This is a genomic window from Coprococcus sp. RTP21204st1_G4_RTP21204_210225 (assembly GCF_040915385.1).
Lineage (GTDB): Bacteria > Bacillota > Clostridia > Lachnospirales > Lachnospiraceae > Allocoprococcus > Allocoprococcus comes.
The window spans coordinates 1-24492 of record NZ_JBCPDP010000026.1 but is presented as its reverse complement, the minus strand read 5'-3'; the positions used below and the strand labels follow the sequence as shown (position 1 = coordinate 24492).

Below are 24492 nucleotides of genomic sequence, written 5' to 3'. Positions count from 1 at the left end.
ATGAAAAATTATGAAGACAAAATATATTCCTTAGGTGAGACTGTAACGGGGCAGACACAGGCCATGTCACAGGCCGTACAGAAAACACTGGAAAGTAATGGCGGGGTAGGTATAATGACAGGATCTTATGACCAAAACCTGTCTATTTTGTCTGTGGATAATCTGCTGTTGCATAGTACAGGATATACATTCGATACTTTCATGGAACAGACAAAAGGCTCATTGAGAAACTTCTTTTATGACGAGGAAGATATTCTGGAGCGAGACCGTTTTTTGCAGCTTCACGGAACAGGGGAAGCACAGATCCTTGCAGCAGACGGTACAGTGAAAAATGTACGGCTTTGTAAAGAGGATGCGACAGATGAGGCGGGCAGACAGATCTGGGTTATGTCCGTACAGGTCAACTGGGATCATGTAAATTTGGCACTGCTCAATGAGGCTATCTGTTCTGGCTTCTGGTATTTTGACTGTGACGAAAACAGTGAGATTGTGAATGCAAACTGGAGTCATGAATTCCGAAAAATGCTTGGCTATCATGACACTCTGGACTTTCCGAATAAACTGGAATCCTGGTCAGATCTTCTGCATCCACAGGATAAAGAAAGAGTAATGGTGCAGCTTCAGGCGGCAATTAAGGATAAGACGAACCAGATAAAATACCAGGTAGAGTATCGTATGAGAATGAAGGATAATCAATACCAGTGGTTTCGGGCATCGGCAGAAGTAATACGCCGTCTGGATGGTTCTGCCAGCAGGATTGCCGGGATTTTTATTAACATTGATGGGGAGAAAAAAGAAATCATGCAGGCACAAAAATCTGCTGCTTTCCACCGGGCTTTTACGAAAGCAGATTTGTGCGAGTATTATGTGAATCTGGAAGCGAATACTTTTGATACCTTTAAGGTTGAACCGTCCCTGATGACCGTCTTTGAACAGAGTCATACGTGGGATGAATTGATCCGGCATTTTGTGGATTCCTATGTTGTGGAGACAGATAAGAAGGCGGTATCCTCTTTTTACGACCGTGGTTATATTGCAAAAAGATTGAAGGGTCTGGAAACCGAATTGGCTTTAGAGTGCCGTATCAATCTGACTGAATGGAGAAGAACGATGGGTCCGCAATGTGGTCATACGTGGCGAAATAGAGGATTCAGAATATGCCATGATCTTTCTGCGTGATATCACAGAGGCAAAGGTAGAGAGCGCACGGCATCTGCAGATGGCAGCGGATAATGCTTCCATGGAGCAGCTGATTCAGAGTATTGTGCGTCTGGTTGACCGCTTTGTTGTCTGTGATCTGGAAAATGACAGATATGAATTCTACAATCTGAATGGCCAGATGATATATAAACCTCTGGGATTTTATCATGATTTTCAGATGCAGGTTCTTGAAAAATATAAGACACTGGAACCATTGGAAGCTATAGATATCCTGATAGCCCCGGATAATATTCGGAAAAAACTGAAAAGTGAAAATGCTATTTATAAGTTTGAGTATTGCAGCCTGGATGAAAAGACTTATAAAATCGCTTCTTATATTCCCTTGGAATGGAAGAATGGAAAGCTGGAAAAGGTATTGCTGGCATCCATGGATGTGACACAGGAAAAGAAAGCAGAGATTGAATCCCGTCAGGCACTGAAAGAAGCTTACCGATCCGCAGAAAATGCAAATCGTGCGAAAACGGAATTCCTTTCCAATATGTCCCATGATATCCGGACACCAATGAATGCGATTGTGGGTCTGACGGCAATCGCAGGAGCAAATATTGAGAGCCAGGACAGAGTCATTGAATGCCTCGGCAAGATCACAGAATCAAGCCGCCATCTGCTGGGGCTGATCAATGAAGTATTGGATATGGCACGTATTGAAAGTGGAAAAATGACACTGGCACAGGAAGATTTCAATCTGTCAGAGCTGGTAGATAATCTTATTACACTTACGAAACCGGTGCTTGATGAACATAAACATAATTTTGATATACACATTAATCATATTGAACATGAGGCTGTCTGTGGTGACAGCTTGAGGATTCAGCAGGTATTTGTGAATCTGATGAGTAATGCGATCAAGTATACACCGGATGGCGGGAATATTATTTTTTCCATAGAGGAAAAGCCAAATGGATTTTCAGAACTTGGATGCTATGAATTTACGATTGAGGATAATGGAATCGGTATGTCACCGGAATTCCAGAAAATCATGTTTGATCCTTTCAGCCGCGCGGATGACCAACGGACAACCAGAGTCCAGGGAACCGGTCTTGGAATGGCAATCAGCAGAAATATTGTGAACCTGATGAATGGCACTATTAAAGTGGACAGTACCTTGCACAAGGGAACTAAAATCACAGTAACAATTTATCTGGAGCTTCAGGAAAAAGAAAAAGAACAGGACAAAAATCTGATGAATCTGCCGGTTCTGGTAGTGGATGATGATAAGACATGCTGTGAAAGTACAGTTGCCACACTGAAGGAAATAGGTATTATGGGTGAATGGGTTCTCTCCGGCAGGGAAGCGGTTGAGCGCTGTTATGCACGGCATGAGTTGAAAGATGATTACTTTGCTGTTATTTTAGACTGGAAGATGCCGAATATGGATGGTATAGAGACTGCCAGACAGATCCGGAAACGGATCGGGAAAGAGATTACCATCATTGTACTGACATCCTATGAATTCAGCGAAATTGAAGAAGAAGCAAAGGCTGCAGGTGTAGATGCTTTTATTGCAAAACCGCTGTTCCGTTCCCGGCTGACGGCAACATTACGGCAGTTTACTTCAGGAAGAAAAGAAAAAACAGCAAGAAATTATCTGGAGAAGCTGTCAGAATCAGACTACACGGGAAAAAGGATTCTGCTGGTTGAGGATAATGAGTTGAACAGAGAAATTGCTGGTGAAATTCTGCAGATGACAGGTGCAAAAGTGGAAACGGCAGAAAATGGAAAAAGCGCAGTTGAAAAAGTAGAAGCTTCTCCGGAAGGATTGTATGATCTTGTTTTTATGGATATCCAAATGCCTGTCATGAATGGTTATGAGGCAACTGCAGCAATCAGGAGCCTTCCGGGTGAAAAAGGAAAACTGCCTATTGTTGCCATGACTGCCAATGCTTTTGCAGAAGATGTACAGTTGGCCAAAAATACAGGCATGAATGGACATATCGCGAAACCGCTGGATATGAATAAGCTGAATGATGTTCTGGAAAACTGGCTGTAATTGCCTTCCTGGATGCATGGGAAAAGCAGCTAGGAAACATAGAGAGGGTTTTGTTATGACAGAAACCCACAGAATACCGTATGTGTGATGGCAGTTGGCACAGGATGCTTTTTACTATAAAAAGAAGGGATGAGTCTGGAAATGTAACCCATGTTTGCAAAATACGTGAAGAGTTGAGGCGTTTTTGTATTAAACTAAAATTAGGGAAAAGGCATGTGAAATACGATGATGAAAAATAACTATATAAAACAAAAAAGAAAAGATCAAAATCCGGTAAATCATTGGAAAATTTTTGAGGGACGGTTGGTATTCCTTCTGGCAATGGTGATTTTGTTTGTTGTTGCATATACTTTTATTTTACAACAAGCATATACCCAAACTGCTCTAAAAAGCAGAAATTGAACGAGATATTTCCAGTGCAGATGCGGTTCATAAGCTGGTAAATCACAGACTGGGACGAAAAGATTTTAATGAAATAAAAAGTAAAGCTGATGAGAATACAGAACTATTCAAGAATATGTCGACATATATGAATGAAATCAGAACGCTGAATTCTACGAGATATATTTACACAGCAACCAGAAATGAAGACGGTAGATTGATTTACGTTGTAGACGGACTGGATCCATCGGCTGGTGACGTCAGACATCCAGGAGATCCGATTGAAAAGGAGATGGTTCCTTATATAGAAAAAGCACTTTCTGGAAAAACAGTATATTCTCAGGATATTGTTGATACAACATGGGGACCTATTTTTACAGCCTGTTATCCTGTGACAGCGGAAGATGAATCTAATGAAGTGATAGGTGCTTTCTGCATAGAAATGGATATGCAGAAAGCGTATGGAATGGTTGAGAAGACGAATAAGTTAAGTATTGTACTGGGATGCATTACAGCGTGTATTTTGTTAATATTATGTACCTGTGGATATTCTGTATATAAGAAGCAAAAAGAAAATGAGCAGAAACAGCAAAAACTGTTGCAGGAAGCTGCAAGACTGGCCGATTCAGCTAATAAAGCAAAATCAACATTTCTGTTTAATATGTCTCATGATATTCGTACCCCTATGAATGCAATCATTGGATATGCAGAATTGGGAGAGAAACATTTAAAGGAGCCAACTATATTAGAGGATTACTTTGAAAAAATATTATTGTGCGGAAAGAAAATGCTGCATTTGATTGATAACATTCTTGAATTAGCACGAATCGAAAACGACCAAGCAACGCTGGATGAGACAATAACAGATGTTTCTAAAAACTTTGATTTATGTATTGATATGTTTAGGAAACCGATAGAAGAAAAACATCAAACACTGAAAGTCAATAAGAACATTCGATATCCATACCTGTATATGGATGATGCAAGATCATCTGAAATTACGATTAACATTTTGAGTAATGCTGTGAAATACACGGGTGAAGGCGGTAACATAAGCTGTACATTGAACCAATATCCCGGCGAAAAAGAAGGTTGGAGTGTATTAGAGCTTATCATAGCAGACAACGGAATCGGAATGTCAGAAGAATTCCAAAAACATATTTTTGAATCATTTTCACAGGAACGATCTTCGTCAGACAGCGGAATAGAAGGTAGCGGACTTGGCATGGGAATCGTGAAGAAACTGGTGGATTTAATGAATGGCAAAATCACAGTTCAGAGCAAACCGGGAGCAGGTTCTACTTTTACAATCACGCTTCCATTAAAAATAGCAAATGAGGAAGAAAGGAATCCGAAACATGCAGACGGTCAGTTGAATATCAAAAAACTGGAAGGAAAAAGGGTTCTTCTGGTAGAAGATAATGACTTGAACGCAGAAATTGCAACGGAACTTTTGACGGAAGAGGGAATCATGATAGAAAGAGCGGAGAACGGCGTTGCATGTATTGATATGTTTAACAAAGCAAAGCAAAATTACTACAGTCTGATTCTGATGGATATTCAGATGCCGATTATGAACGGATATGAAGCATCCAGGAGAATTCGAGAACTGAAAGACGGTAACAAATCGCAGATTCCAATTATTGCAATGACAGCAAATGCGTTTGAAGAAGATAAGAAGATGGCTTTTGCAAGTGGCATGAATGATCATGTTGCAAAACCAATAGATATGAATGTATTATTGCCGACTATTATGAAATATATGTAAAGGAAGAAAGAAGGACACTGATTTTGCAGTCAGTGTTCTTCTTACATATTCAGTCGACTAAAGAAAAACATTTTATAGTTGTACATTATCTCATTGAGAAGGGTAAATCTGTGAACTTTGTTCACTAAGCAGAGCAGTGAAATTTTGACGAATGATATTTAAAGTCTTTTGCTTTTTCAGTAATTCTTGTAATCAATAAGAAGATTATTCAAGAAAAACAGGGAAAAGATAAGCCGGAGAGATGAGCTGATTTTGGTGTGAGATAATTGAAAAAGGAATGGAAGTTACTGTTTTGGTAGCTTTCATTCCTTTTTTGACGTGAGAGAAGAGTTATTTTTGATTAAAAGATCAAGAAAATTTAAATCCACGAATAGCCCCTTTACTAAACTGGAAATATCCTCCATGATCTTCAATTGAAGAAAAACAAGAGGATATTTCCAATCTATTATTTCTTCCCAAAAACAACCCTACTAAACACCTTCCCATCAACTTTCGCATAATATGCCAGTTTCGCATACCCCAGAACATATCCAATGCAATGCGCCCGTGGAAATACATACCGGTAATTTTTCGCAACATTCTTTATTCCTTCAGAAATCTCCAAATGCTTCCATTCGTCATTATGCTTCGCAGACACCGCATATCCTTTTCGAATACACTCAAAAGCTTCATAGGCTTTAACACGTTCAATTCCACTTTCAATCATATAATCAAAAAAATCTTCCTGCGTAAAACATGGATACAGTTTAAAGTCATTTGTTAAGGTTATTTCAATAAATTTATCAATATCAAAATAACCCTGTTGCCCATTTTGCCAGCAAAAAGTGCTGTGAACACCTGATTCTAAAGCCACCATATCCCGATACGTTTTCGGTTTTACTTTCTGAAAGAGCATTTGCAAATCTCTACTCGGAGCTGCTGTGTTGCATATATTGCTCCACGTAATCTCTCTTAATTCTTTATTCCCAATTTCATTCGCGTAAATGCCAGTTTGTCTCTGTAACTCAGTTAATTCATCCAAAATTTCTACAGTTAATAATCGAACAGGTTTGATTGCATGTTCCTGCAATTCCAAAATCCCTCCAGTAATACAAATATCTCCGTTTTCCAGATAAGAAATCAAATCTGTATAATCCTGAATTGTATTTCCGGAAGGCAAGACAGCATAACCAACCAAATCAACACCAATCATTCTTTCATCAAACTGTGTTGAATTAAACTGAAACATTCCCCATCGCACGACTTCCTGATCTGGATATATTTTCTCTAAAACTCTTCGTGCAAATGCCAGGAATTCAGAATTTACGTTATATTCAAATGAAATAGATTTTTTACCATCTATTCCCCAGACGGTTTCCAGAGACAGGTTGTATCCGTCTGCCCACATTTTTGTATTACAACAAGGACATTTTCTGGAGGGAAGATCAATTCCAAATAAATGTGTATTTACTTTTTCATAATATCCACATTCCGTACAATAATAGTGCGTTGAAAGAGGATTAAACGAATGATTTCCGAGAAGATAACACAAAATTGAACCCGAAACAGTTCCACGCATATTCATAAGCGTATTACTCTTTTTTGCCTCTTCTGACAGGCAGCGGAAAATCTCAAAATCATCGATACAGTCTGAGTTTTCTAAAAACGTAAGTTCTTGTAAATAACGTTTCTGGATAGCTTCCGGCACTCCATTTGGATATTTTTCTACAAGTTTTTCCTGGCTGAATTTTTTTACATTTTCAAATGCATTTTGAATAACTGATAATTTCATAAGCGACCTCCAATTTATTTTTTAGATGTGGTCAGTATAACAAATTCGAAATACCTTTTATATTCCAATGGCTGTACCAAAAATAGCACAGCTATTAGTTGTTTTGAACAGAGAAAAAAGTTATAATATAGAAAAGGCAATCGGAGTGTAGAAGTATGATAGCACCAAAAGCAACCATTTTATGTTTATATGAGATTCTGAAAAAGTATACCGATGAATCCCATATTCTGTCAGCCGAAAAAATTCGCGAAAAATTAAAATCGATTTACGATGTTGACATGGAACGAAGAGCAATCTATCGAAATATAGAAGCATTACGCAGTATGGGAATTGAAATCGCCGGATATCAGGATAACCGGGAAGGATATTTTCTAATCGACCGTGAATTTGAGCTTTCAGAAATAAGGCTTTTATGTGATGCAGTTGCTGCTTCTGATATGATAAAAGAATCTTCCGGCAAAATAATTATAAAAAAGCTCCTTGAATCACAAAGTATTTTTCAAAGCAGAATGCTACAAAAAACTGTTTTCGTAAAATCAGAGAAGAAGATTCTAAGCAAACAGCTGTTTTATAACATCGATGCGTTAAATGTAGCAATCAATCAAGGATGTAAAGTAAGTGCAAAACTGCTGGAATACGGCGTTAATCAAGAATTAGAAGAAATCGCAAATGGCAATATTATCATTAGTCCATACGTTACTATTTGGGTCGAAGGGAATTACTATATTCTTGGAAAGAGGGAATATTCCGAAGAATTAGAACATTTTCGAATTGATCATTTGAAGGATATCACAATACTGGAAAGAGGAATTGACATGATCTTCGGCGGTTTAAATCCTAGTCAGTATGCCGAAAAAAAGATTTTTCAAAAAGATGAATCAAAAGCATCCTATGAAATAGAATGTGCTTTCGAATTATGGCAGGAAATTGCTGAAACCTTCGGGAAAAATGCAACCGTATTAAAAAAGGATAAAGAAAATATTACAGTAAAAATTAATACAATACCATCCGTTATACATTCATGGGTAATGACTCACATCAATCAATGTGAAATTATTGGGCCTAAAAGTTTCCGGGACAAAATCCAAAATGAAATTATGGATGCGTATAGAAAATATTGTATGTAGTCCTGATATGTATAAAAATATACTTGATTAGTTTTCAAAAATACTTGATAATAGTACAACAATATGTTTTAGATCAGTAGATGAAATTTAAGCATTAATTATAGAATGAGGTGACCAAATGGAAATAAAAGAAGTACAATCCATTCTTACAATTGGTGAAACTGTAGCGGTTGAATTTAAACGCTGTGGAAATGGAATTGAAAATGATACCTATGAGACAGTTTGCTCATTTCTGAACAGATTTGGCGGAGACCTTTTCATGGGAATATTAGATGATGGGACTGTAGTAGGAATACCAGAAAAAGCAGCTCCTGATATGGTAAAAAACTTTATTAAGGTTATTAGTAATCCTACATTGTTCTCACCAACGATATATTTGGTACCGGAAATTATAAAATATGATGAAAGTCATACGATCATTCATGTTCATATTCCGCCTAGTGCAGAGGTTCACAGCTTCAAAAAAGTCATCTATGACCGTGTGGATGATGCGGATGTAAAAATAACATCTACCAGTGCAATTGCACAGATGTATATTCGTAAGCAGAATATTTTTACAGAAAAGAAAATCTATCCTTATGCAAAAATGGAAGATTTGAGATTAGATCTGCTGCCAAAGATTCGTATTATGGCACAGAATCATGCAGGTGGTCAGCATCCCTGGACAACTATGGATGATCAGGAACTTTTGAAAAGTGCAGGATTATACGGTAGAGATATCGTTACCGGAGAAGAAGGATTCAATTTAGCAGCAATTATGCTACTAGGAAAAGACGATGTAATTTTAAATGTTGCACCAACGTATGTGACAGACGCTCTTGTACGGAAAGTCAATGTAGATCGTTACGATGATCGGGAAATTATTAAGACAAACCTAATTGAAAGTTATAGCCAGCTCCTTGATTTTGGAAGAAAAAACTTGCCAGACAAGTTCTTCCTTGAAGATACAGTAAACAAAAGTCTCCGGAATACAATTGTCAGAGAAATGATCAGTAATACGTTGATGCACCGGGAGTTTACAAGCAGTTATACAGCAAAGTTTGTGATTGAGAAAGATCGAATGTATGTGGAAAATGCGAATCGTGCAACAAAGGAAGGCTTTATCACAGTAGATAATCTGGAACCAAATCCAAAGAATCCGCTTATAGCATCCTTTTTCAGGAATATCGGTTATGCTGACCAGCTTGGATCTGGAGTAAGAAAATTATTCAAATACAGCAAATATTATTCAGGGAAAGATCCTTTGTTTGTGGAAGACGATGTATTCCGGATTATTGTTCCATTGGATGATGCATATTCGTTTGATTATGGAATAGAAGCTGGAAGCAGTAAAGTAATTGAAAGTAATAATGCCGATAAAATGCCGATAAATGCCGATAAAATGCCGATAAATGCCGATAAAATGCCGATAAATGCCGGTAAAACGCTGGTAAATAGTTTGTCGGCACAGCAAAATTCAATTATTCAATTTGCGAAAGAGACAGGATCGATTAAATCTCGGCAAGTAGAAGAATTACTTGGAGTAAAGCAACGTCGAGCAAGAAGAATTCTTGGAGAACTGGTCAATATGGGAATTTTGGAACGACAAGGTGCATATAAAAGCACTGTATATGTTTTGAAAAATTAAAAAAGGCACCTGCTTATCATTACTATAAAAGTAAAATCATCAAACACTAACCTAAAGGAGCACACCAACCCATGCCATTACAAATCGTCAGAAATGATATCACCAAAATGCCCGTAGACGCCATCGTCAATGCCGCGAATTCTTCCCTGCTCGGCGGCGGTGGAGTGGATGGCTGCATTCACCGTGCAGCAGGGCCCAAGCTTTTAGCGGAATGTCGCACTTTGAGCGGCTGTCAGACCGGAGATGCAAAGATTACAAACGCCTATGATCTGCCTTGCAATTATGTCATTCACGCAGTAGGTCCTATATGGAGAGGCGGACAGTTTCATGAGCGGGAGCTGCTTACTTCCTGCTATGAAAATTCCTTAGCACTTGCAAAAGAAAAACATTGTGAAACCATAGCATTTCCACTGATTTCTTCCGGAATTTACGGCTATCCGAAAGCTCAGGCGCTGAAGGTTGCAATCGATGCAATCAGCGCATTTCTTATGGAAAATGATATGACGGTATACATCGTCATTTTTGATAAAGCAGCCTATCGGATCAGCAGCAAACTGTTTTCTGATATTGCATCTTATATCGATGATCATTATGTAGAAACACACATTAACAAAACATCCGAAGCAATGAGGCGCCAGAAGCAGTTCCAGGAAATGGATCTCTGTGAAAGCATATCTTTACCAGAGCCATCAACTGTACCGTTAAGTAAGGCTGCAACTTTGGAAGATGCCTTGCAGCAAATGGATGAAAGCTTTTCTGAAATGCTGCTTCGGAAGATTGATGAAAGTGGAATGACCGATTCTCAGTGTTATAAGAAAGCCAATATTGACCGGAAATTATTTTCCAAGATTAAAAATGACAAGTACTACAAACCATCCAAACCGACCGTTCTTGCATTTGCGCTGGCACTTGAGCTTCCGCTTCCGGAAATTCAGGATATGCTGATGAAAGCAGGATTTGCCCTGTCTCATTCCAGCAAATTTGACGTAATCGTTGAATATTTTATCTTGAAGCAAAATTATAGTATTTACGAAATCAATGAAGCACTCTTTGCCTTTGATCAAAGTCTGATTGGAGGCTAAGAAGAAAATAGTTTGGCAATTTGGCACATAGCGTTGTTCACCTGATATGATTCTGTAGAAATTTTCTGATCCATAAAAAAGTGTCGCTTTTCATGCGACCATTTCCCCTGAAAATGGCAGTATCCTATAGTTACAAGCAAAATAAACCATTACTTAGGAGGAAATTTAGTATGAGAAAAAATCTGACAGAAGTTGTATTTATTTTAGATCGCAGCGGATCCATGAGCGGACTGGAAAAGGACACCATAGGCGGCTTCAATTCTATGATTGAAAAGCAGAAAAGAGAGGCAGGGCAGGCGCTGATTTCTACCGTGCTTTTTAACAATAACAGTAAAGTCCTTTATGACAGAGTAGAGGTGCAGAAGATTCCCTCTATGACAGAAGACGATTATTCTGTGTACGGCTGTACGGCTCTCCTGGATGCGATCGGCGGTGCTATCCATCACATTGGAAATGTCCACAAATATGCGCGCACGGAAGATGTACCAGAGCATACCGTTTTTATCATCATGACTGATGGAATGGAAAATGCAAGCCACATTTATCGCATTGAAAAAGTAAAGCAGATGATCGAACGACAAAAAGAAAAATATGGATGGGAATTTCTCTTTCTTGGCGCAAATATTGATGCGATTGAAACAGCCAGTCATTTTGGAATTGACGCAGATAAAGCTGCCAATTATCAATGTGACTGCGAAGGAACTGCATTGAATTATGAAGTATTAAATGATGCCATATCTGCTGTTCGGTGCAATGCAGCGCTTGATTCTAGTTGGAAAAAACGGATTGATAAAGATTACAAAAAACGCGGACAACATAGCCGCGTAGATTGATGAAACACACAAAGAGCAGAGGATGAACTTTCCAAAGTTCTTTCCCTGCTCTTTCCATTCATTTATTCCATCACTTCCCCGATCACCTTCATCATCTCATCCACCCGGAACGGTTTCATAATAAACCCATCCATCCCGGCATCCAGCGCATGTTTCCGGTCTTCCTCAAATGCATTTGCAGTCATGGCAATGATTGGAATCTGTGCCTTCTTCACATCTGCAAGCTGACGGATTTTCTGTGTCGCTTCGTATCCATTCATCCGTGGCATCTGTACATCCATCAGGATAAACTGATATGTGCCTGCTTCCTTATCTTGAATTTCTTCCACACAGGCGCATCCATCCGGAACCCAGTTCACAAGAATTCCTTTATTTTTCAAAACTTCCATGGCAATTTCTGCATTTAATTCATTATCTTCCACTAAAAGTACATGCATTCCGTCAAGACCTATTTTGTATTCCTTTGCTTTATCTGATTGATGAAGCTGATTTTCCGTTGCAATCCGAAGGGGAAGTGAAATCTGTATTTTGGTTCCCTGACCGGAATTACTTTGGATTATCACATCACCATGCATCAGATCTACCAGTTTCTTCACAATCGCAAGTCCAAGCCCTGTTCCTTCAGTCTTGCTCTCGGTAGAAGTTCGCTCTCTTTCAAATGCCTCAAACGCATGTTTCTGAAATTCTTCAGTCATACCGATTCCGGTATCCTTTATCGTGAATTTGTATTCGGCAAATCCAGGTGCGATCATTCTCTGGACGCAGCTAAATGTGATCGTTCCTCCCGCTGGGGTAAATTTAACTGCATTATTCAGTACATTTACTAGAACCTGCTGCAGTTTTGTCACATCACACCATACCAGTGGATTTTCTATTTGATCCTCAACTTTGAAATCAATCATTCCCTTTTGGATGCTGTATTCGAGCATCATTTTCAGATTTTCTTCCATTTGCTTCAGGTCAGTTACCATCTCCACAATTTCTGCCTTTCCACTTTCGATTTTAGACAGATCCAACACATCATTGATGATCTTCAGAAGAATCTCACCAGATGCCTGAATTTTGGAAATTGCATTTTTTACAATTTCTTCATCATCCGGATGTTCTGCAATGATATCAGAAAATCCAATGATCGCATTCATCGGGGTACGGATATCATGGGACATATTTGCAAGGAAAGCATTCTTTACCTCACCGGCTACTTTCGCTTTCCGTGTCGATTCTTTTTCCAGTTCCAATGCTTTGGACAGTCTTTTCCGGTGTTCAAACTCCATCTGATCTTGCTGGTGCTCCACCATGAACAGGTAGGAGAGCAGTGCTCCGATTACCAGGCAGTACGGTTGGAACGGATATGCCCCATAAAGTGGAATGATATAGGTATTTGCCAGAATTCCGATCAGTGGGACTGCTGAAAACAGTGCCGATTTTATGAGATATCTGACACCCTTTGTATTGTTCATGAATAAAATAAAGAATGTCTGTGCAAATGTATAAACGTAATAAAACAGATTGAGTACGGCAAACACTCCGAAAAATGTACCGCGTATATAGGTCCGGTTCCGTGAAAATCTCCAGACAATTCCCGTCGGAACTGAGAGAAGCACCATCAGAACCAGGAGAATGAACGGAATCATTTCCGCAAATCTTTGCTTCTTTGAACGGTTAATCCCCATATAACTCTGCATAAACAAATGCCACACATATGGCATGATTACATAAACCAGATAAAAGAAAAACACAACCAGCTTAAACTGCAAAAAGTTTCCTGACTTACCTAAGAGTTCTTTCATAAACAATGCATCCATTAACACATAAAGCTCTACCATGCCAATAAAGATCATCGTATATTTTTTACTCGGGCTCCATGTAATATAATACCGGATCCTTAAAAAGATGATCGTCAGTATTATCATCATAAATATTGCGTTGCTCAAATAAATACTACTCATTTTCCAGTCCCTTTTTCTTTCGTTTTGTCTCATTATTTCTTTCATTATTGTATACTTTTTCTATGCGTTTCGCAATCCATATGTTATACTATTGAGTAAAGGTATCTCAAGGAGGATTTTACAAATGAAAATAGCAGTAACATACGAAGGCGGATCTATTTTCCAGCACTTCGGTAAGACAGAAACTTTTAAAATGTATGAGGTAGAAGACGGAAAGATCACTTCAATGCAGATTGTTCATGCTGGTGGCGCCGGACACAGTGCGCTTGCAGGATTCCTTTCTGAGCAGAGTGCAAATGTTCTGATCTGTGGCGGTATCGGAGAAGGTGCACAAGAAGCGCTGAAAGAAGCCGGTATCAAAGTTATATCCGGTGCAGCAGGAGAAGTAGATGCGGCAGTGAATGCCTATCTTGCAGGAGAACTGGAATCTGCAGGTACAAATTGTGACCATCACCACGAAGAAGGTCATTCCTGCTGTGGACAGCATGAAGAAACAGCAACAGAAGAAGCTTCTGCTGAAGAAGAACATTCCTGTGGCGGACACTGCAGTGGATGTAGCGGATGTGGTGGCGCACATGTGCCGGATTTTGAAGGTCCGAATGTCGGAAAGACCTGCCGTACCCATTACAGAGGTACCTTTGATGATGGTACCCAGTTTGATTCTTCCTATGACCGCGGAGAGCCATTGGAATTTGTATGCGGAGCCGGACAGATGATCCATGGTTACGATAAAGCCGTTGCAACAATGGAAGTAGGACAGACCATCAACATCCATCTGATGCCGGAAGAAGCTTACGGCATGCCGGATCCACGCGCCATTTTCACGCTGGAAATCGCACAGCTTCCTGGATCAGAAGATCTGGAAGTCGGTGCACGTGCATATCTGACCAACCAGTATGGACAGCCATTCCCGGTAACCGTAACCGAAAAGACAGAAACCAACATCACATTTGATGCCAACCATGAGATGGCTGGAAAAGAACTGAACTTCCAGATCGAACTGGTAGAAGTAAAATAGTAAATATGAAAAGTGATTTAAACGCCCCTTTTATTTCGTCATAAAGGAGGCGCTTAAATACTAAGATTATATTTTTGAAAATCGATAATTTAGACAACGGAAGGGAGATTTGCCCGTGCTAGATTCAGAATTAAAAACATATCCATGGAATCCAACCGTAAAAAAGAAAGCCCGCCGCGTGTTCATGCTGAGATGGTTGTTCGTTATCCTGGCTGCCGCTGCAATCTTTTTTCTGACCTATCAGAAACTCACTACCAATGTCTGGGGACTTACGGCTTTCCTTTGCCAGCTTCTTGCCGTTATCGAACTTGCTTTCGGGCTCCAGTTTGTAGAAGCCGGATGGAGCAGAAAGATATCGAGTAGAATGCCACTGGACGAACACTATGAGTACGCGCTTTATATGTATCATATACAATCTGTCCGCGATCTTGCTACGAATAACCGCATGCTGCTCCTGATTGCAAGCCTTGAAATCCAGCTTGGAAAATACGATCATGCTACACAGACAATTACACAGATTTCTGTTGGAAAATGCACACCAGTCCAGTTAAAACAGTTGTATTTTATGCAGATCTTACTGGCAGCAGAAGTGGGAGATACTGATACAAAAAATCAGTTTTTAACCCGTTATACAGGAATTCCTGACACAAACGGTGAATATCCATCTGAACCAGAACTTACCACCTGGATTGAAGCAGAAGAAATGGACAGACTTATTTCTGCATTAAAAAAATTTACTCCGACAAGAAAAGAGCATATCCTGCGTACCTGTCTGATTACAATCGTTCTGGCATACAGTACCTTTTTCTACGGTGCATGGTATGGTATCAATAAAAGCGCAGGATATGCAATCCGCTATTATTTTGCTGAAATATCCGTCATCTGCGTTTCCGTCACCTTGTCCTGCCTGCTGATCTGGGGCATGATCTGTCTGTATAAAAAGCAAAAAAGTCTTCTTAATAGGAAAGCAGCCAGACGAATAATTGCCGTTTCTTATGCCGCACTGACTCTTTTCTTACTTTCTCTGATTGGTTACAGCTTTTTAATTGTGAGCTTTGGCGTAGAAGGAACGGAAACCGTAACTGGTCAAGATCAGCATTATATTTATCTTTCCGTACAGCCTGATTACGGAATCTCTACACAGTACCGAACTGATAACCTGATTTATATGCAAAAAACGGGTTTGTTTTTGCCGAATACAGACACTTTAACAAAATCCTCTGTACCGGATTCTGACCCGAATGATTCGGAAACACAAGATAGTAGTACCACTGATTCTACCGAAAATTCTCCGGCACAGGAATCCCAGAATACTTCACCGCTTCAGGACGAAATGCGTGCTGTGTATCAATATATCCAGCAACAGAATCCACTTCCGGATATGAATTTCACTTACACAGCAAATGCAAAGGGAGAAAATTACGCGATCCTCTCTGAGACAACAGAAGAGAAGGATGGCACAACAGTAAATGTCAATTACTGTCTGTATGATAACGGTTCTAAGACAGATGAAAATAATAATACTTTCGAAGAATTGGTTCTGGAAAAGGTATATCCGGATGGTGGATATGAGACAGAACTGGTTGATTTCTATCTGGTAAATCTAGAGACTTTGGAAGTTATAGATGAGCAGAAATCCAGCTGGTAATTCTATTTATCCTATTAAAAAATACTTACCAAATGATAAAATAAAGTAAAGAGCAGAGTCATTCGAAGGTATCTCTGCTCTTTTACTTTATATTTTCTCCTCAAATAATGTCAGAAAATCCTGTAATTCCGCCGGCATCCTGCCTTTCCTCCATGCAAGAAGAATTTCAGTTGTAAGATCAGCTCCAGTAATATCATATGCTTTTAATTTATTAGTGAGCTTCAGCATAGACTCCGGAAGAATCGCAATTCCCAGTCCCTTTTCTGCCATCGTCATTGCAGTGCGGGCATCCTCACAGGCAAAATAAATATCACAGACCAGTCCGGCACCCTCAAATGCGGCAAGCATATATTTGCGGTAGCGGTGGGAGAGGATTAAGGGTTGTTCGGAAAGTTCCCGCAAACTGATGGATGTATGTCCCTGCAACAGAGGGTGATCAGGAACTGCCATCACAAGCAGCTTCTCCCGGGAAAGAGACTTGGTTTCACAGCCATTTAACACAATTGGTGTGCGGAGTGTAGTCAGATCGATCATTCCATTTTCCAGCTGATCTTTCAGTGTAAATGTAGATCCTTCATGTACATCAAAATGAATTTGAGGATATTTTTTTGCAAAGTAAAGCAGATATTCGGACATCATCGATACAGTGGATGGTGTGATACCTATGTGCAGGGTAGCTGCCTGACCGGATTTGACAACCTCCTGTTTGGTCAGATCTGCAAGCATCAGAAGATTACCGGCCTGCTCATAAAGCGTCTTTCCGGCATCTGTAAGCGTAATTTTCTTTGTACCTCGCAAAAAGAGTGATACCTGTAATTCTTCCTCCAGCATCTTCATCTGATAGCTCAGCGGTGGCTGGGTCATGTGAAGAACTCTTGCTGCACCGCTGATCGTTCCGGCATCTACGATCGCACGAAAATATTCCAACTGTCTGATTTCCATAAAAATGTAATTCCTCTCCTGATTATTTAAAAATGAAAATATATTATCCATATGATTTTTATTGAATTATCATATAAAAACAATAATTTACATATATATTACATCATGTTAGAATTAAAAAGCAAGAAAAATAAAAAGGAATGAATTTACAAATGAAACGAGTCGATTTTGAAAATGGAACGATAACCAGTAATATCCTTGGAGCATCGCTCCCGATGCTGGTTGCCCAGATTTTAAGTTTACTTTATAACATTGTAGACCGGATTTATATTGCACGTATCCCGCACATCGGAACTGCAGCACTTGGTGCAGTCGGTCTTTGTTTCCCGGTAATTGTCATCATTACCGCATTCAGCAATCTATTCGGAAGCGGCGGTGCACCATTATTTTCGATTGAGCGCGGCAAAAATGAACCACAGGAAGCGAAAAAAATTATGAATATTTCTTTTTCCATGGTCTGTATCTGTGCCATTGTACTCATGGTAATTGGCTTTTTATTTGCCCGCCCGATCCTGGTACTGTTTGGTGCCTCAAAAGACGCTCTGATCTATGCATATCCGTACCTGATGCTTTACCTGATCGGAACTCTGCCTTCTATGATTGCAACCGGTATGAACCCGTTTATCAATGCACAGGGATATTCAACCATCGGCATGCTTTCAGTTACCATAGGGGCAGTAACGAACCTGCTGCTTGACCCGTTGTTTATTTTTGTGTTCGGGCTTGGCGTGCGCGGTGCCGCAATTGCAACGGTCATTTCTCAGACACTTTCTGCTGCATTTGTCTTTTTCTTTCTTACAAAGAAAGCAGAACTGAAAGTGAGACTCCTCAAAAAAGAGGAACTTGCCAGCTGTACAGCTTATGCAAAAAACATTGTAAGCCTGGGAACTGCCGGATTTATCATGCAGTTGACAAACAGTCTGGTAACGATTGTCTGCAACAATGTACTTTCCGTCACAGGCGGAGATATCTACATTTCTGTTATGACCATCGTATCCAGTGTCAGACAGCTTGTAGAAACTCCGATTTATGCAATCAACGAAGGGACTTCGCCAATCCTGAGTTACAATTATGGTGCAAGACGCCCATGCCGTGTAAGAAAAGCCGGTGCCATGATGGCACTTATGATTCTCGGATACACAGCTGTGATGTGGAGTATTATCATCATCGCGCCGAAAACCCTGATCGGAATTTTCAGTTCGGATGCTACGTTGATGAAAGATGCAGTTCCTGCCCTGAAGCAGTATTTTGCAGCGTTTATCTGCATGGATATGCAATACATTGGCCAGACGGTCTTTAAATCTCTGAATAAGAAGAAGCATGCAATCTTTTTCTCACTACTTCGGAAGGTATTTATCGTCGTGCCTCTGACATATCTGATGCCGTATGCCCTGCATATGGGAACAGACGGCGTATTTCTCGCTGAGCCGGTTTCTAACGTCATTGGTGGAGGATTATGCTTCATCACCATGTTACTTACCGTATTGCCGGAATTAAAGCGTATAGAGCGGAAGAATGCGCTCTATGAGACAGGCACGATCTTATAAATGCGTAAACCACTGTCAAGCTGTAGCAAATTTCGTTATACCGAATTATAAATCTACAATATTTCAGGAGAAAATGACAAATGAGCAGTAGAGAAGTAATAGAAAATGTACAAGCAGATCTCTTTGCAATACAGGATCTTGCTTATCGGGATTTTCAGGCAAAACTGATGCCGACAGTCAATAAGGAAACCGTCATCGGTGTGCGGACTCCTTCTTTGCGCGCATACGCAAAAAAATTCGGTAAAACAGACAATGTTTCTGCATTTCTTGAAGTGCTTCCACATAAATATTATGAAGAAAACAACCTTCATGGACTGCTGATTGAACAGATTAAAGCGTACCCATCCTGTATTGCCGCACTGGACCGTTTTCTCCCGTATATAGATAACTGGGCGACCTGTGATATGATCGCGCTTCGGACAGTAAAAAATCATCTGGACATATTTATCCAGGAAGTCTGCCGCTGGATAGCATCGGATCACCCGTATATCGTCCGTTTTGGAATTGGAATGCTGATGCGGTATTATCTGGATGAACAGTTTAAACCGGAATATCCCAAAAAGGTAGCCGAAGTTAAATCAGACGAATATTATGTAAACATGATGCGTGCCTGGTATTTTGCTACCGCTCTTGCAAAGCAGTATGACCAGATCATTCCTTATCTGGAAGAGAAAAGGCTGGACACCTGGACACATAATAAGACGATTCAGAAGGCAATTGAAAGCTACCGGATCACGCCGGAACAGAAGATCTATTTAAGGACATTAAGAGTAAAAAAATAATAAAATGCCATCATCATATCAGTCACATCGATGAAATGATGATGGCATTTTATTATTCACCAATTTATCATTTGTAAAAATTTATCCATATTAAGATATTATTTAACCGTACTTTAACAATTTACGGTTCCCGCAATTTTACCACATTTGCAGCACTACGTCGTCTGTCTTCATCGATTGCAGCGTAGTGCTTTTTCGTTGTATTGACATCTTTGTGCCCCAGAACATCCGCTACCAGGTAAATATCCCCCGTTTCCTTATAAAGGGCAGTACCATAGGTACTTCTGAGCTTATGTGGCGTGATTCTTTTATTTGTAATCTGACTGGCATACTTTTTAACCATATTTTCAACCGCCTGCACACCGATCCGGCGTCTTTGGGTTGATAAAAACAGAGCATTTTCATAGCCAGCAAGGGGCGTTACCGCTTTACGGTATGTCTCCAGATAATTGCGAAGTGCTTTTTCCACCTCTTCACCAAAATAAACAACCATCTGGCTTCCACCTTTTCGTGTCACCATGACCCCATTATTGTTGAAATCCACATCTGACAGGTCCAGTCCAACTAACTCCGATACTCGAATACCTGTTCCAAGTAGAAGAGTAATGATCGCAATATCACGTTCTTTCGTCTTATTATAATAGGAGAGTGCCTGACCGGTTAATTTGGAACCACAGGATTCCACATAATCCAAAAGCTTTGCAACCTCATCGGTATCCAAACGTATGATCGCCTTGTCATGTAGCTTCGGCATATCTACAAATAAAGTCGGATTTTTCTGAATTATCTGTCTTTTAAAGAAATAATTATAAAAGCTGCGTAATGCAGACATTTTGCGAAATAAGCCGCGTTCAGAGTTTGTGACCTGTTTGGTTTCTTTAGTATAAACATCTGTAGTATCATAGACCTTCAGATATTCCAGATATTCCTCAATATCAACCGGCTGAATAGCTTCCAAATCCTGTACCTGAAAGTCCTTAATTGAGTGATGTTTATAAACAGGATTTTCTTCAATTAAAAACTGAAAGAACAAACGGATGTCATATGCATACGATATTCGTGTCTTTGGTGATGTGGTTGGTTCAATGGCACGAAAATAATCACGTGCAAAGTCAGGCATGGTGTTTAAAACACCACGAAGACGAATAGTATTATCAATATAAGTTTCTTCCTGATATGTTTTTGTATCAGATGGCATGATTCTAAGAACCTCCTAAATTCCATAAATTTCCCCGATATAGGTATGATTATAGCATGGTTTCGGAAGATTTGTCTATATCTTTTGGAAAAATCGGTATTTGTCGTATAGATTTGTTATTCAAAATACTGCTGTCTCAAGACAACTTTTTGCCAGGGACAGCTGATTCTAATTACTAACACGGTCTGTTTCCTTTTTCAAATGGATATTCAATCCCCCAGTCTTTTCTAAGTCCATCCATCTGTTCCATGATGCGAATACTTTCTTCATGCGGCATTTCCATACATTCAAGTTTTCCTTCACGGATAGCCTTCATAGAAGCGCGTACTTCATATTCAAACCCAGTGATCTGTTCTGGCATTGTAATTTCCCTTACAAATTCCCGATCCGGTGTATATACTTTTACCGATGTAATATCATTAATATTTTCCGCAATCAGATACCCCTTGGTTCCATATATCATACCATATTGTTCTGTACCGGTAAGTGCACTGCTTTGTATAGAAGCCATCGATCCATTTTTGTATTTCAGAATAATGGAATTCTGTGCATCCACTCCACTGTCAAATTTTACGCAGGAAGAAAGCGTTTCTTCAACATCATCGCCTAAAACCATGCTTGCAAAATTCAGTGGGTAAATACCTACATCTAATAGCGCTCCACCGGCAAGCTTCGGATCGATCAGACGTTCTTTTGTATGCATATCATATCCGAGATTTGCTGAAATCCCCTTTATTTCTCCGATTTCACCACTTGCAATAATATCATCGATTATTTTACGGGATGGAAGGTATCTTGTCCAAATTGCCTCCGTAATAAAGACTTCTTTTTCCTTTGCGAGAGCAAATACTTCTTTTGCTCCAACAGCATTTACAGTAAATGGTTTTTCACAAAGTACCGGTTTCCCATGATTGATACAAAGTTTGGCATGTTCTATATGAAACGGGTGTGGTGTCGCGATATAAATCAACTCTACTTCCGGATCATTTACCAGTTCTTCGTATGAGCCATATGCCTTTTCAAATCCCCATTCTTTGGCAAATTTCTGCGCTCTGTCAAGATTTCTTGCAGCAATGGCATATGCAGCCGCATCGTCCATACCGTCCAGTGTTTTCGCCATATTTTCTGCAATTCGCCCAGCACCGATAATTCCAACTTTCATCTGTTCCATTTCTTTATACTCCTTTTTTCACATATTATTCTACATAGAAATCCATCCAAATGCATTCGCCACAGAACTGATCAAAATAATCAGAACAAAGATTGGACACAGATATTTAATCATAACAGCAAAAATCTTCTTTCTGCGGAATGCACTTTCTCCATGAATAATCTCTTCTTCTATCTTCTTTACCCCAACAACTCTAGCTACCAAAAGACTTGTCATCAGTGCCGCGATCGGCATCATTACTGAATTAGTCAGGAAATCAAAGAAATCCAAGAACTGCATACCAATAATTTTCACAAATGCAAGTGGTCCATATCCAAGTGAAGATAAACTTCCTAATACTATCATGATCACACCAACAAGCACAGTAGACTTTTTACGACTCCAGCCGATTTCATCTTCAAATGTAGATACTGCACTCTCTGTCAATGCGATTGAGCTTGTCAGCGCAGCAAAAAGAACAAGCAGAAAGAACAGAATTCCAATTGCTGTTCCCAATCCCATATTCTCAAACACCTTTGGTATTGTAATAAACATCAGTGCCGGCCCTGCCTGTAACGTATCCGGATTTCCACCTGAAAACGCAAATACGGCTGGGATGATCATAAGTCCTGCCATAATTGCAATCGCTGTATCAAATACTTCTACATTTCTTGTAGAATCTTCAATCGAAATATCTTTCTTCATATAAGAACCAAATGTGATCAAAATTCCCATAGCGATCGATAGGGAATAAAACATCTGTCCCATAGCAGCTACCACAGACATCCATGAGAAATTCTTTGGATTTGGCACCAGAAAATACTTCACGCCTTCCATTGCACCTGGTCGTGTTACTGAGTAAATGGAAATGATCAGCGAAAGCACGATCAAAATCGGCATCATAAACTTTGAAACACGCTCAATTCCATTCCGAACACCTGCATAAATAATAATCAATGTAATCAGACAGAATATAATAAAACAGATTTCTGTAGAAAATCCATTTGAAATAAACTCTGAAAAATATCCATCTTGAGCCAGACTACTGCTGTTCCCTTTTACATATTCCAAAAGGTACTTGATAACCCATCCTCCAATTACAGAATAATATGGTACAATCAGAACCGGAATAATCGCATTAATCCATCCCCCAAAAGAAATCCATTTTGACTTTCCGAAAGATTTGAACGCACCTACCGGACTTTTTCTTGTCATACGGCCAATTGCTGATTCAGCAATTATCATCGTATAACCGAAAGTAAGGGCTAACAGAATATAGATAAGCAGAAAAATTCCTCCGCCATATTTTGCCGCAAGATAAGGAAACCTCCAGATATTTCCAAGACCTACAGAAGCTCCTGCTGCTGACAGTACATATCCTAATTTACCAGAAAATGTACTCCTTTTTTTATGATTATCCATAACAAAATCTCCTCTTTTATTCTAAAATTAAATACACTCATTTGATTTTATCATGATAATCCTTTAAAGTCACTAGTAAAATCAAGTATAGCCTTAAAAATATAAAATAAGTTTTGTCTTATAATTTATCCATACATTCCGTGTATTCTTTTAAAACCTGTTCCAGTAATAATTTCTTAGTATAAAATTAAAAAGTCCGGAAAGACTAAGACGGGGTGAGCGATGGGATCTTGGTTAGAGACCTTAAGAATGTCTTAGTCTTTTAGACTTTTATAAAAAATAGAGTGTATATAATGTGCTATCAGGCAGATTATTCGCTGCTACCTGACAGCACAGATGGTCTTTAATAAACAGAATCATCTCCATAATACGAAACAACCAGATAGTCTCCTTCCTGGAGATTATTCCTGTCTTTTAAACTTAAATGATTTGCTTCTGCCAGCTCATCCATATATTCATATATGGAATCTTCTGTTCGTCTGTATCTTTGTGCAATGCTCCAGAGTGAATCCCCTTTTTCAAGCTGGACACTTTTATAATATCTCTCTCCGGAAGGTTCTTCAGCTTTGCTATCGTGAGCACTGGAGAAAAAGCTTCCAAATCCAAAACTCAGTGACATAACCATCACCAGAGCCGCAATCCCTGTCACAAACCGTCTGATAGAATTCGTCTTACGGTGCTTTGCATAATGACAGTGCTTCTGTCCTTTTGCTCCTGCATGATATCGATCCGCATACATATCTTTTCTTTTCTCTGATCGCATGATAAATTCCTCCCTTTTCTTCTGTAATCTTTTCAGTTCTCCTATATACCAGAAAGCATGTTCCCGAACAACTGTTCTATTATCAATATACAGCAAGAACATACGTTTGTCAATATGCAAATCGAACGTATTTTCTAAACATTTGTTTGCTATTTTTTCTTCTGTATGATATGATAATTTTAATAGTTCAGATAATACTTAAATGAAAAACTAAATTCCGGTTTTGGACCAAATGCAAGAGTAAATTCCATATAGGTAGAAGTTTCTTTTGCA

At 39.4% G+C, this 24492-nt stretch carries 15 protein-coding genes and 2 pseudogenes; 10 read left to right on the top strand and 7 right to left on the bottom strand.

Going from position 1 to position 24492, the window contains the following annotated elements; genetic code table 11:
• Together AB5213_RS15745 and AB5213_RS15740 are read left to right on the top strand one after the other, a co-directional pair.
• Nucleotides 1-3211 (top strand): annotated as a pseudogene (locus AB5213_RS15745) (response regulator).
• A 529-nt stretch (nucleotides 3212-3740) separates the two neighbouring features.
• Complete coding sequence (locus AB5213_RS15740; protein WP_368276920.1) at nucleotides 3741-5360, top strand: hybrid sensor histidine kinase/response regulator; 1620 nt, start codon at nucleotides 3741-3743, stop codon at nucleotides 5358-5360.
• Between the two features lie 445 nt (nucleotides 5361-5805).
• On the opposite strand, the gene AB5213_RS15735 is transcribed toward AB5213_RS15740, so the two are convergent.
• The gene (locus AB5213_RS15735) at nucleotides 5806-7131 is read right to left on the bottom strand and encodes a hypothetical protein (protein ID WP_215634019.1); all 1326 of its coding nucleotides are present in this window, start codon (nucleotides 7129-7131) and stop codon (nucleotides 5806-5808) included.
• A gap of 155 nt (nucleotides 7132-7286) precedes the next feature.
• Between AB5213_RS15735 and AB5213_RS15730 the strand changes: the two genes are divergently transcribed.
• The 4 genes from AB5213_RS15730 (at nucleotide 7287) to AB5213_RS15715 (ending at nucleotide 11800) form a co-directional block, all read left to right on the top strand.
• Complete coding sequence (locus tag AB5213_RS15730; RefSeq protein WP_215633878.1) at nucleotides 7287-8258, top strand: YafY family protein; 972 nt, start codon at nucleotides 7287-7289, stop codon at nucleotides 8256-8258.
• 118 nt (nucleotides 8259-8376) lie between these two features.
• Entirely contained in the window at nucleotides 8377-9885 is a 1509-nt protein-coding gene (locus AB5213_RS15725) for an RNA-binding domain-containing protein (protein ID WP_368276919.1), read from the top strand.
• A gap of 71 nt (nucleotides 9886-9956) precedes the next feature.
• A complete protein-coding gene (locus AB5213_RS15720) occupies nucleotides 9957-10967 on the top strand; it encodes an O-acetyl-ADP-ribose deacetylase (RefSeq protein WP_173685769.1) in 1011 nt (336 codons plus the stop codon).
• A 170-nt stretch (nucleotides 10968-11137) separates the two neighbouring features.
• The gene (locus AB5213_RS15715) at nucleotides 11138-11800 is read left to right on the top strand and encodes a vWA domain-containing protein (RefSeq protein WP_055157070.1); all 663 of its coding nucleotides are present in this window, start codon (nucleotides 11138-11140) and stop codon (nucleotides 11798-11800) included.
• Nucleotides 11801-11862: 62 nt separating this feature from the next.
• Here the strand turns inward: AB5213_RS15715 and AB5213_RS15710 are convergent, their stop codons facing one another.
• Nucleotides 11863-13749, bottom strand: a complete 1887-nt coding sequence (locus tag AB5213_RS15710) for an ATP-binding protein (RefSeq protein WP_215633879.1) — start codon at nucleotides 13747-13749, stop codon at nucleotides 11863-11865.
• Nucleotides 13750-13873: 124 nt separating this feature from the next.
• On the opposite strand from AB5213_RS15710, the gene AB5213_RS15705 reads away from it, so the two are divergent.
• Both AB5213_RS15705 and AB5213_RS15700 read left to right on the top strand, forming a co-directional pair.
• On the top strand, nucleotides 13874-14767 hold the full coding sequence (locus tag AB5213_RS15705) for a NifB/NifX family molybdenum-iron cluster-binding protein (protein WP_008370312.1): 894 nt from the start codon (nucleotides 13874-13876) through the stop codon (nucleotides 14765-14767).
• Between the two features lie 115 nt (nucleotides 14768-14882).
• Nucleotides 14883-16415, top strand: coding sequence for a hypothetical protein (locus tag AB5213_RS15700; protein WP_215633880.1), 1533 nt, complete (start codon nucleotides 14883-14885; stop codon nucleotides 16413-16415).
• Nucleotides 16416-16502: 87 nt separating this feature from the next.
• Here AB5213_RS15700 and AB5213_RS15695 read toward each other — a convergent pair whose 3' ends face one another.
• Nucleotides 16503-17357 carry a LysR family transcriptional regulator gene (locus tag AB5213_RS15695; protein WP_022221020.1) on the bottom strand — a complete coding sequence of 285 codons (855 nt, stop codon included), beginning with the start codon at nucleotides 17355-17357 and terminating at the stop codon, nucleotides 16503-16505.
• A 152-nt stretch (nucleotides 17358-17509) separates the two neighbouring features.
• Here AB5213_RS15695 and AB5213_RS15690 point away from each other — a divergent pair, with 152 nt between their 5' ends.
• Nucleotides 17510-18904 carry an MATE family efflux transporter gene (locus AB5213_RS15690; protein ID WP_215633882.1) on the top strand — a complete coding sequence of 465 codons (1395 nt, stop codon included), beginning with the start codon at nucleotides 17510-17512 and terminating at the stop codon, nucleotides 18902-18904.
• 80 nt (nucleotides 18905-18984) lie between these two features.
• Nucleotides 18985-19686 (top strand): DNA alkylation repair protein, encoded by a 702-nt coding sequence (locus AB5213_RS15685; RefSeq protein ID WP_055157079.1) that lies wholly within the window; start codon nucleotides 18985-18987, stop codon nucleotides 19684-19686.
• A gap of 121 nt (nucleotides 19687-19807) precedes the next feature.
• Here AB5213_RS15685 and AB5213_RS15680 read toward each other — a convergent pair whose 3' ends face one another.
• The 4 genes and pseudogenes from AB5213_RS15680 to AB5213_RS15665 all read right to left on the bottom strand — a co-directional run bounded on the left by AB5213_RS15680 (nucleotide 19808) and on the right by AB5213_RS15665 (nucleotide 24219).
• Nucleotides 19808-20884: a tyrosine-type recombinase/integrase gene (locus AB5213_RS15680; RefSeq protein WP_215633883.1), complete on the bottom strand. Its 1077-nt coding sequence runs from the start codon at nucleotides 20882-20884 to the stop codon at nucleotides 19808-19810.
• 175 nt (nucleotides 20885-21059) lie between these two features.
• Nucleotides 21060-22058, bottom strand: a pseudogene (locus AB5213_RS15675) (Gfo/Idh/MocA family protein); the annotation flags it as partial.
• Nucleotides 22059-22085: 27 nt separating this feature from the next.
• Entirely contained in the window at nucleotides 22086-23456 is a 1371-nt protein-coding gene (locus AB5213_RS15670) for a sodium-dependent transporter (protein WP_055157084.1), read from the bottom strand.
• Between the two features lie 343 nt (nucleotides 23457-23799).
• Nucleotides 23800-24219: a LysM domain-containing protein gene (locus AB5213_RS15665; protein WP_055157086.1), complete on the bottom strand. Its 420-nt coding sequence runs from the start codon at nucleotides 24217-24219 to the stop codon at nucleotides 23800-23802.
• Nucleotides 24220-24492: the final 273 nt, after the last annotated feature.

Bases quoted from the DNA above. Each gene is read 5' to 3' on its own strand.
- AB5213_RS15690 (WP_215633882.1), top strand. From the start codon at position 17,510: ATGAAACGAGTCGATTTTGAAAATGGAACGATAACCAGTAATATCCTT.
- AB5213_RS15710 (WP_215633879.1), bottom strand. From the start codon at position 13,749: ATGAGTAGTATTTATTTGAGCAACGCAATATTTATGATGATAATACTG.
- AB5213_RS15740 (WP_368276920.1), top strand. From the start codon at position 3,741: ATGAATGAAATCAGAACGCTGAATTCTACGAGATATATTTACACAGCA.
- AB5213_RS15680 (WP_215633883.1), bottom strand. From the start codon at position 20,884: ATGCCATCTGATACAAAAACATATCAGGAAGAAACTTATATTGATAAT.
- AB5213_RS15715 (WP_055157070.1), top strand. From the start codon at position 11,138: ATGAGAAAAAATCTGACAGAAGTTGTATTTATTTTAGATCGCAGCGGA.
- AB5213_RS15670 (WP_055157084.1), bottom strand. From the start codon at position 23,456: ATGGATAATCATAAAAAAAGGAGTACATTTTCTGGTAAATTAGGATAT.
- AB5213_RS15695 (WP_022221020.1), bottom strand. From the start codon at position 17,357: ATGGAAATCAGACAGTTGGAATATTTTCGTGCGATCGTAGATGCCGGA.
- AB5213_RS15725 (WP_368276919.1), top strand. From the start codon at position 8,377: ATGGAAATAAAAGAAGTACAATCCATTCTTACAATTGGTGAAACTGTA.
- AB5213_RS15685 (WP_055157079.1), top strand. From the start codon at position 18,985: ATGAGCAGTAGAGAAGTAATAGAAAATGTACAAGCAGATCTCTTTGCA.
- AB5213_RS15730 (WP_215633878.1), top strand. From the start codon at position 7,287: ATGATAGCACCAAAAGCAACCATTTTATGTTTATATGAGATTCTGAAA.
- AB5213_RS15720 (WP_173685769.1), top strand. From the start codon at position 9,957: ATGCCATTACAAATCGTCAGAAATGATATCACCAAAATGCCCGTAGAC.
- AB5213_RS15735 (WP_215634019.1), bottom strand. From the start codon at position 7,131: ATGAAATTATCAGTTATTCAAAATGCATTTGAAAATGTAAAAAAATTC.
- AB5213_RS15705 (WP_008370312.1), top strand. From the start codon at position 13,874: ATGAAAATAGCAGTAACATACGAAGGCGGATCTATTTTCCAGCACTTC.
- AB5213_RS15665 (WP_055157086.1), bottom strand. From the start codon at position 24,219: ATGCGATCAGAGAAAAGAAAAGATATGTATGCGGATCGATATCATGCA.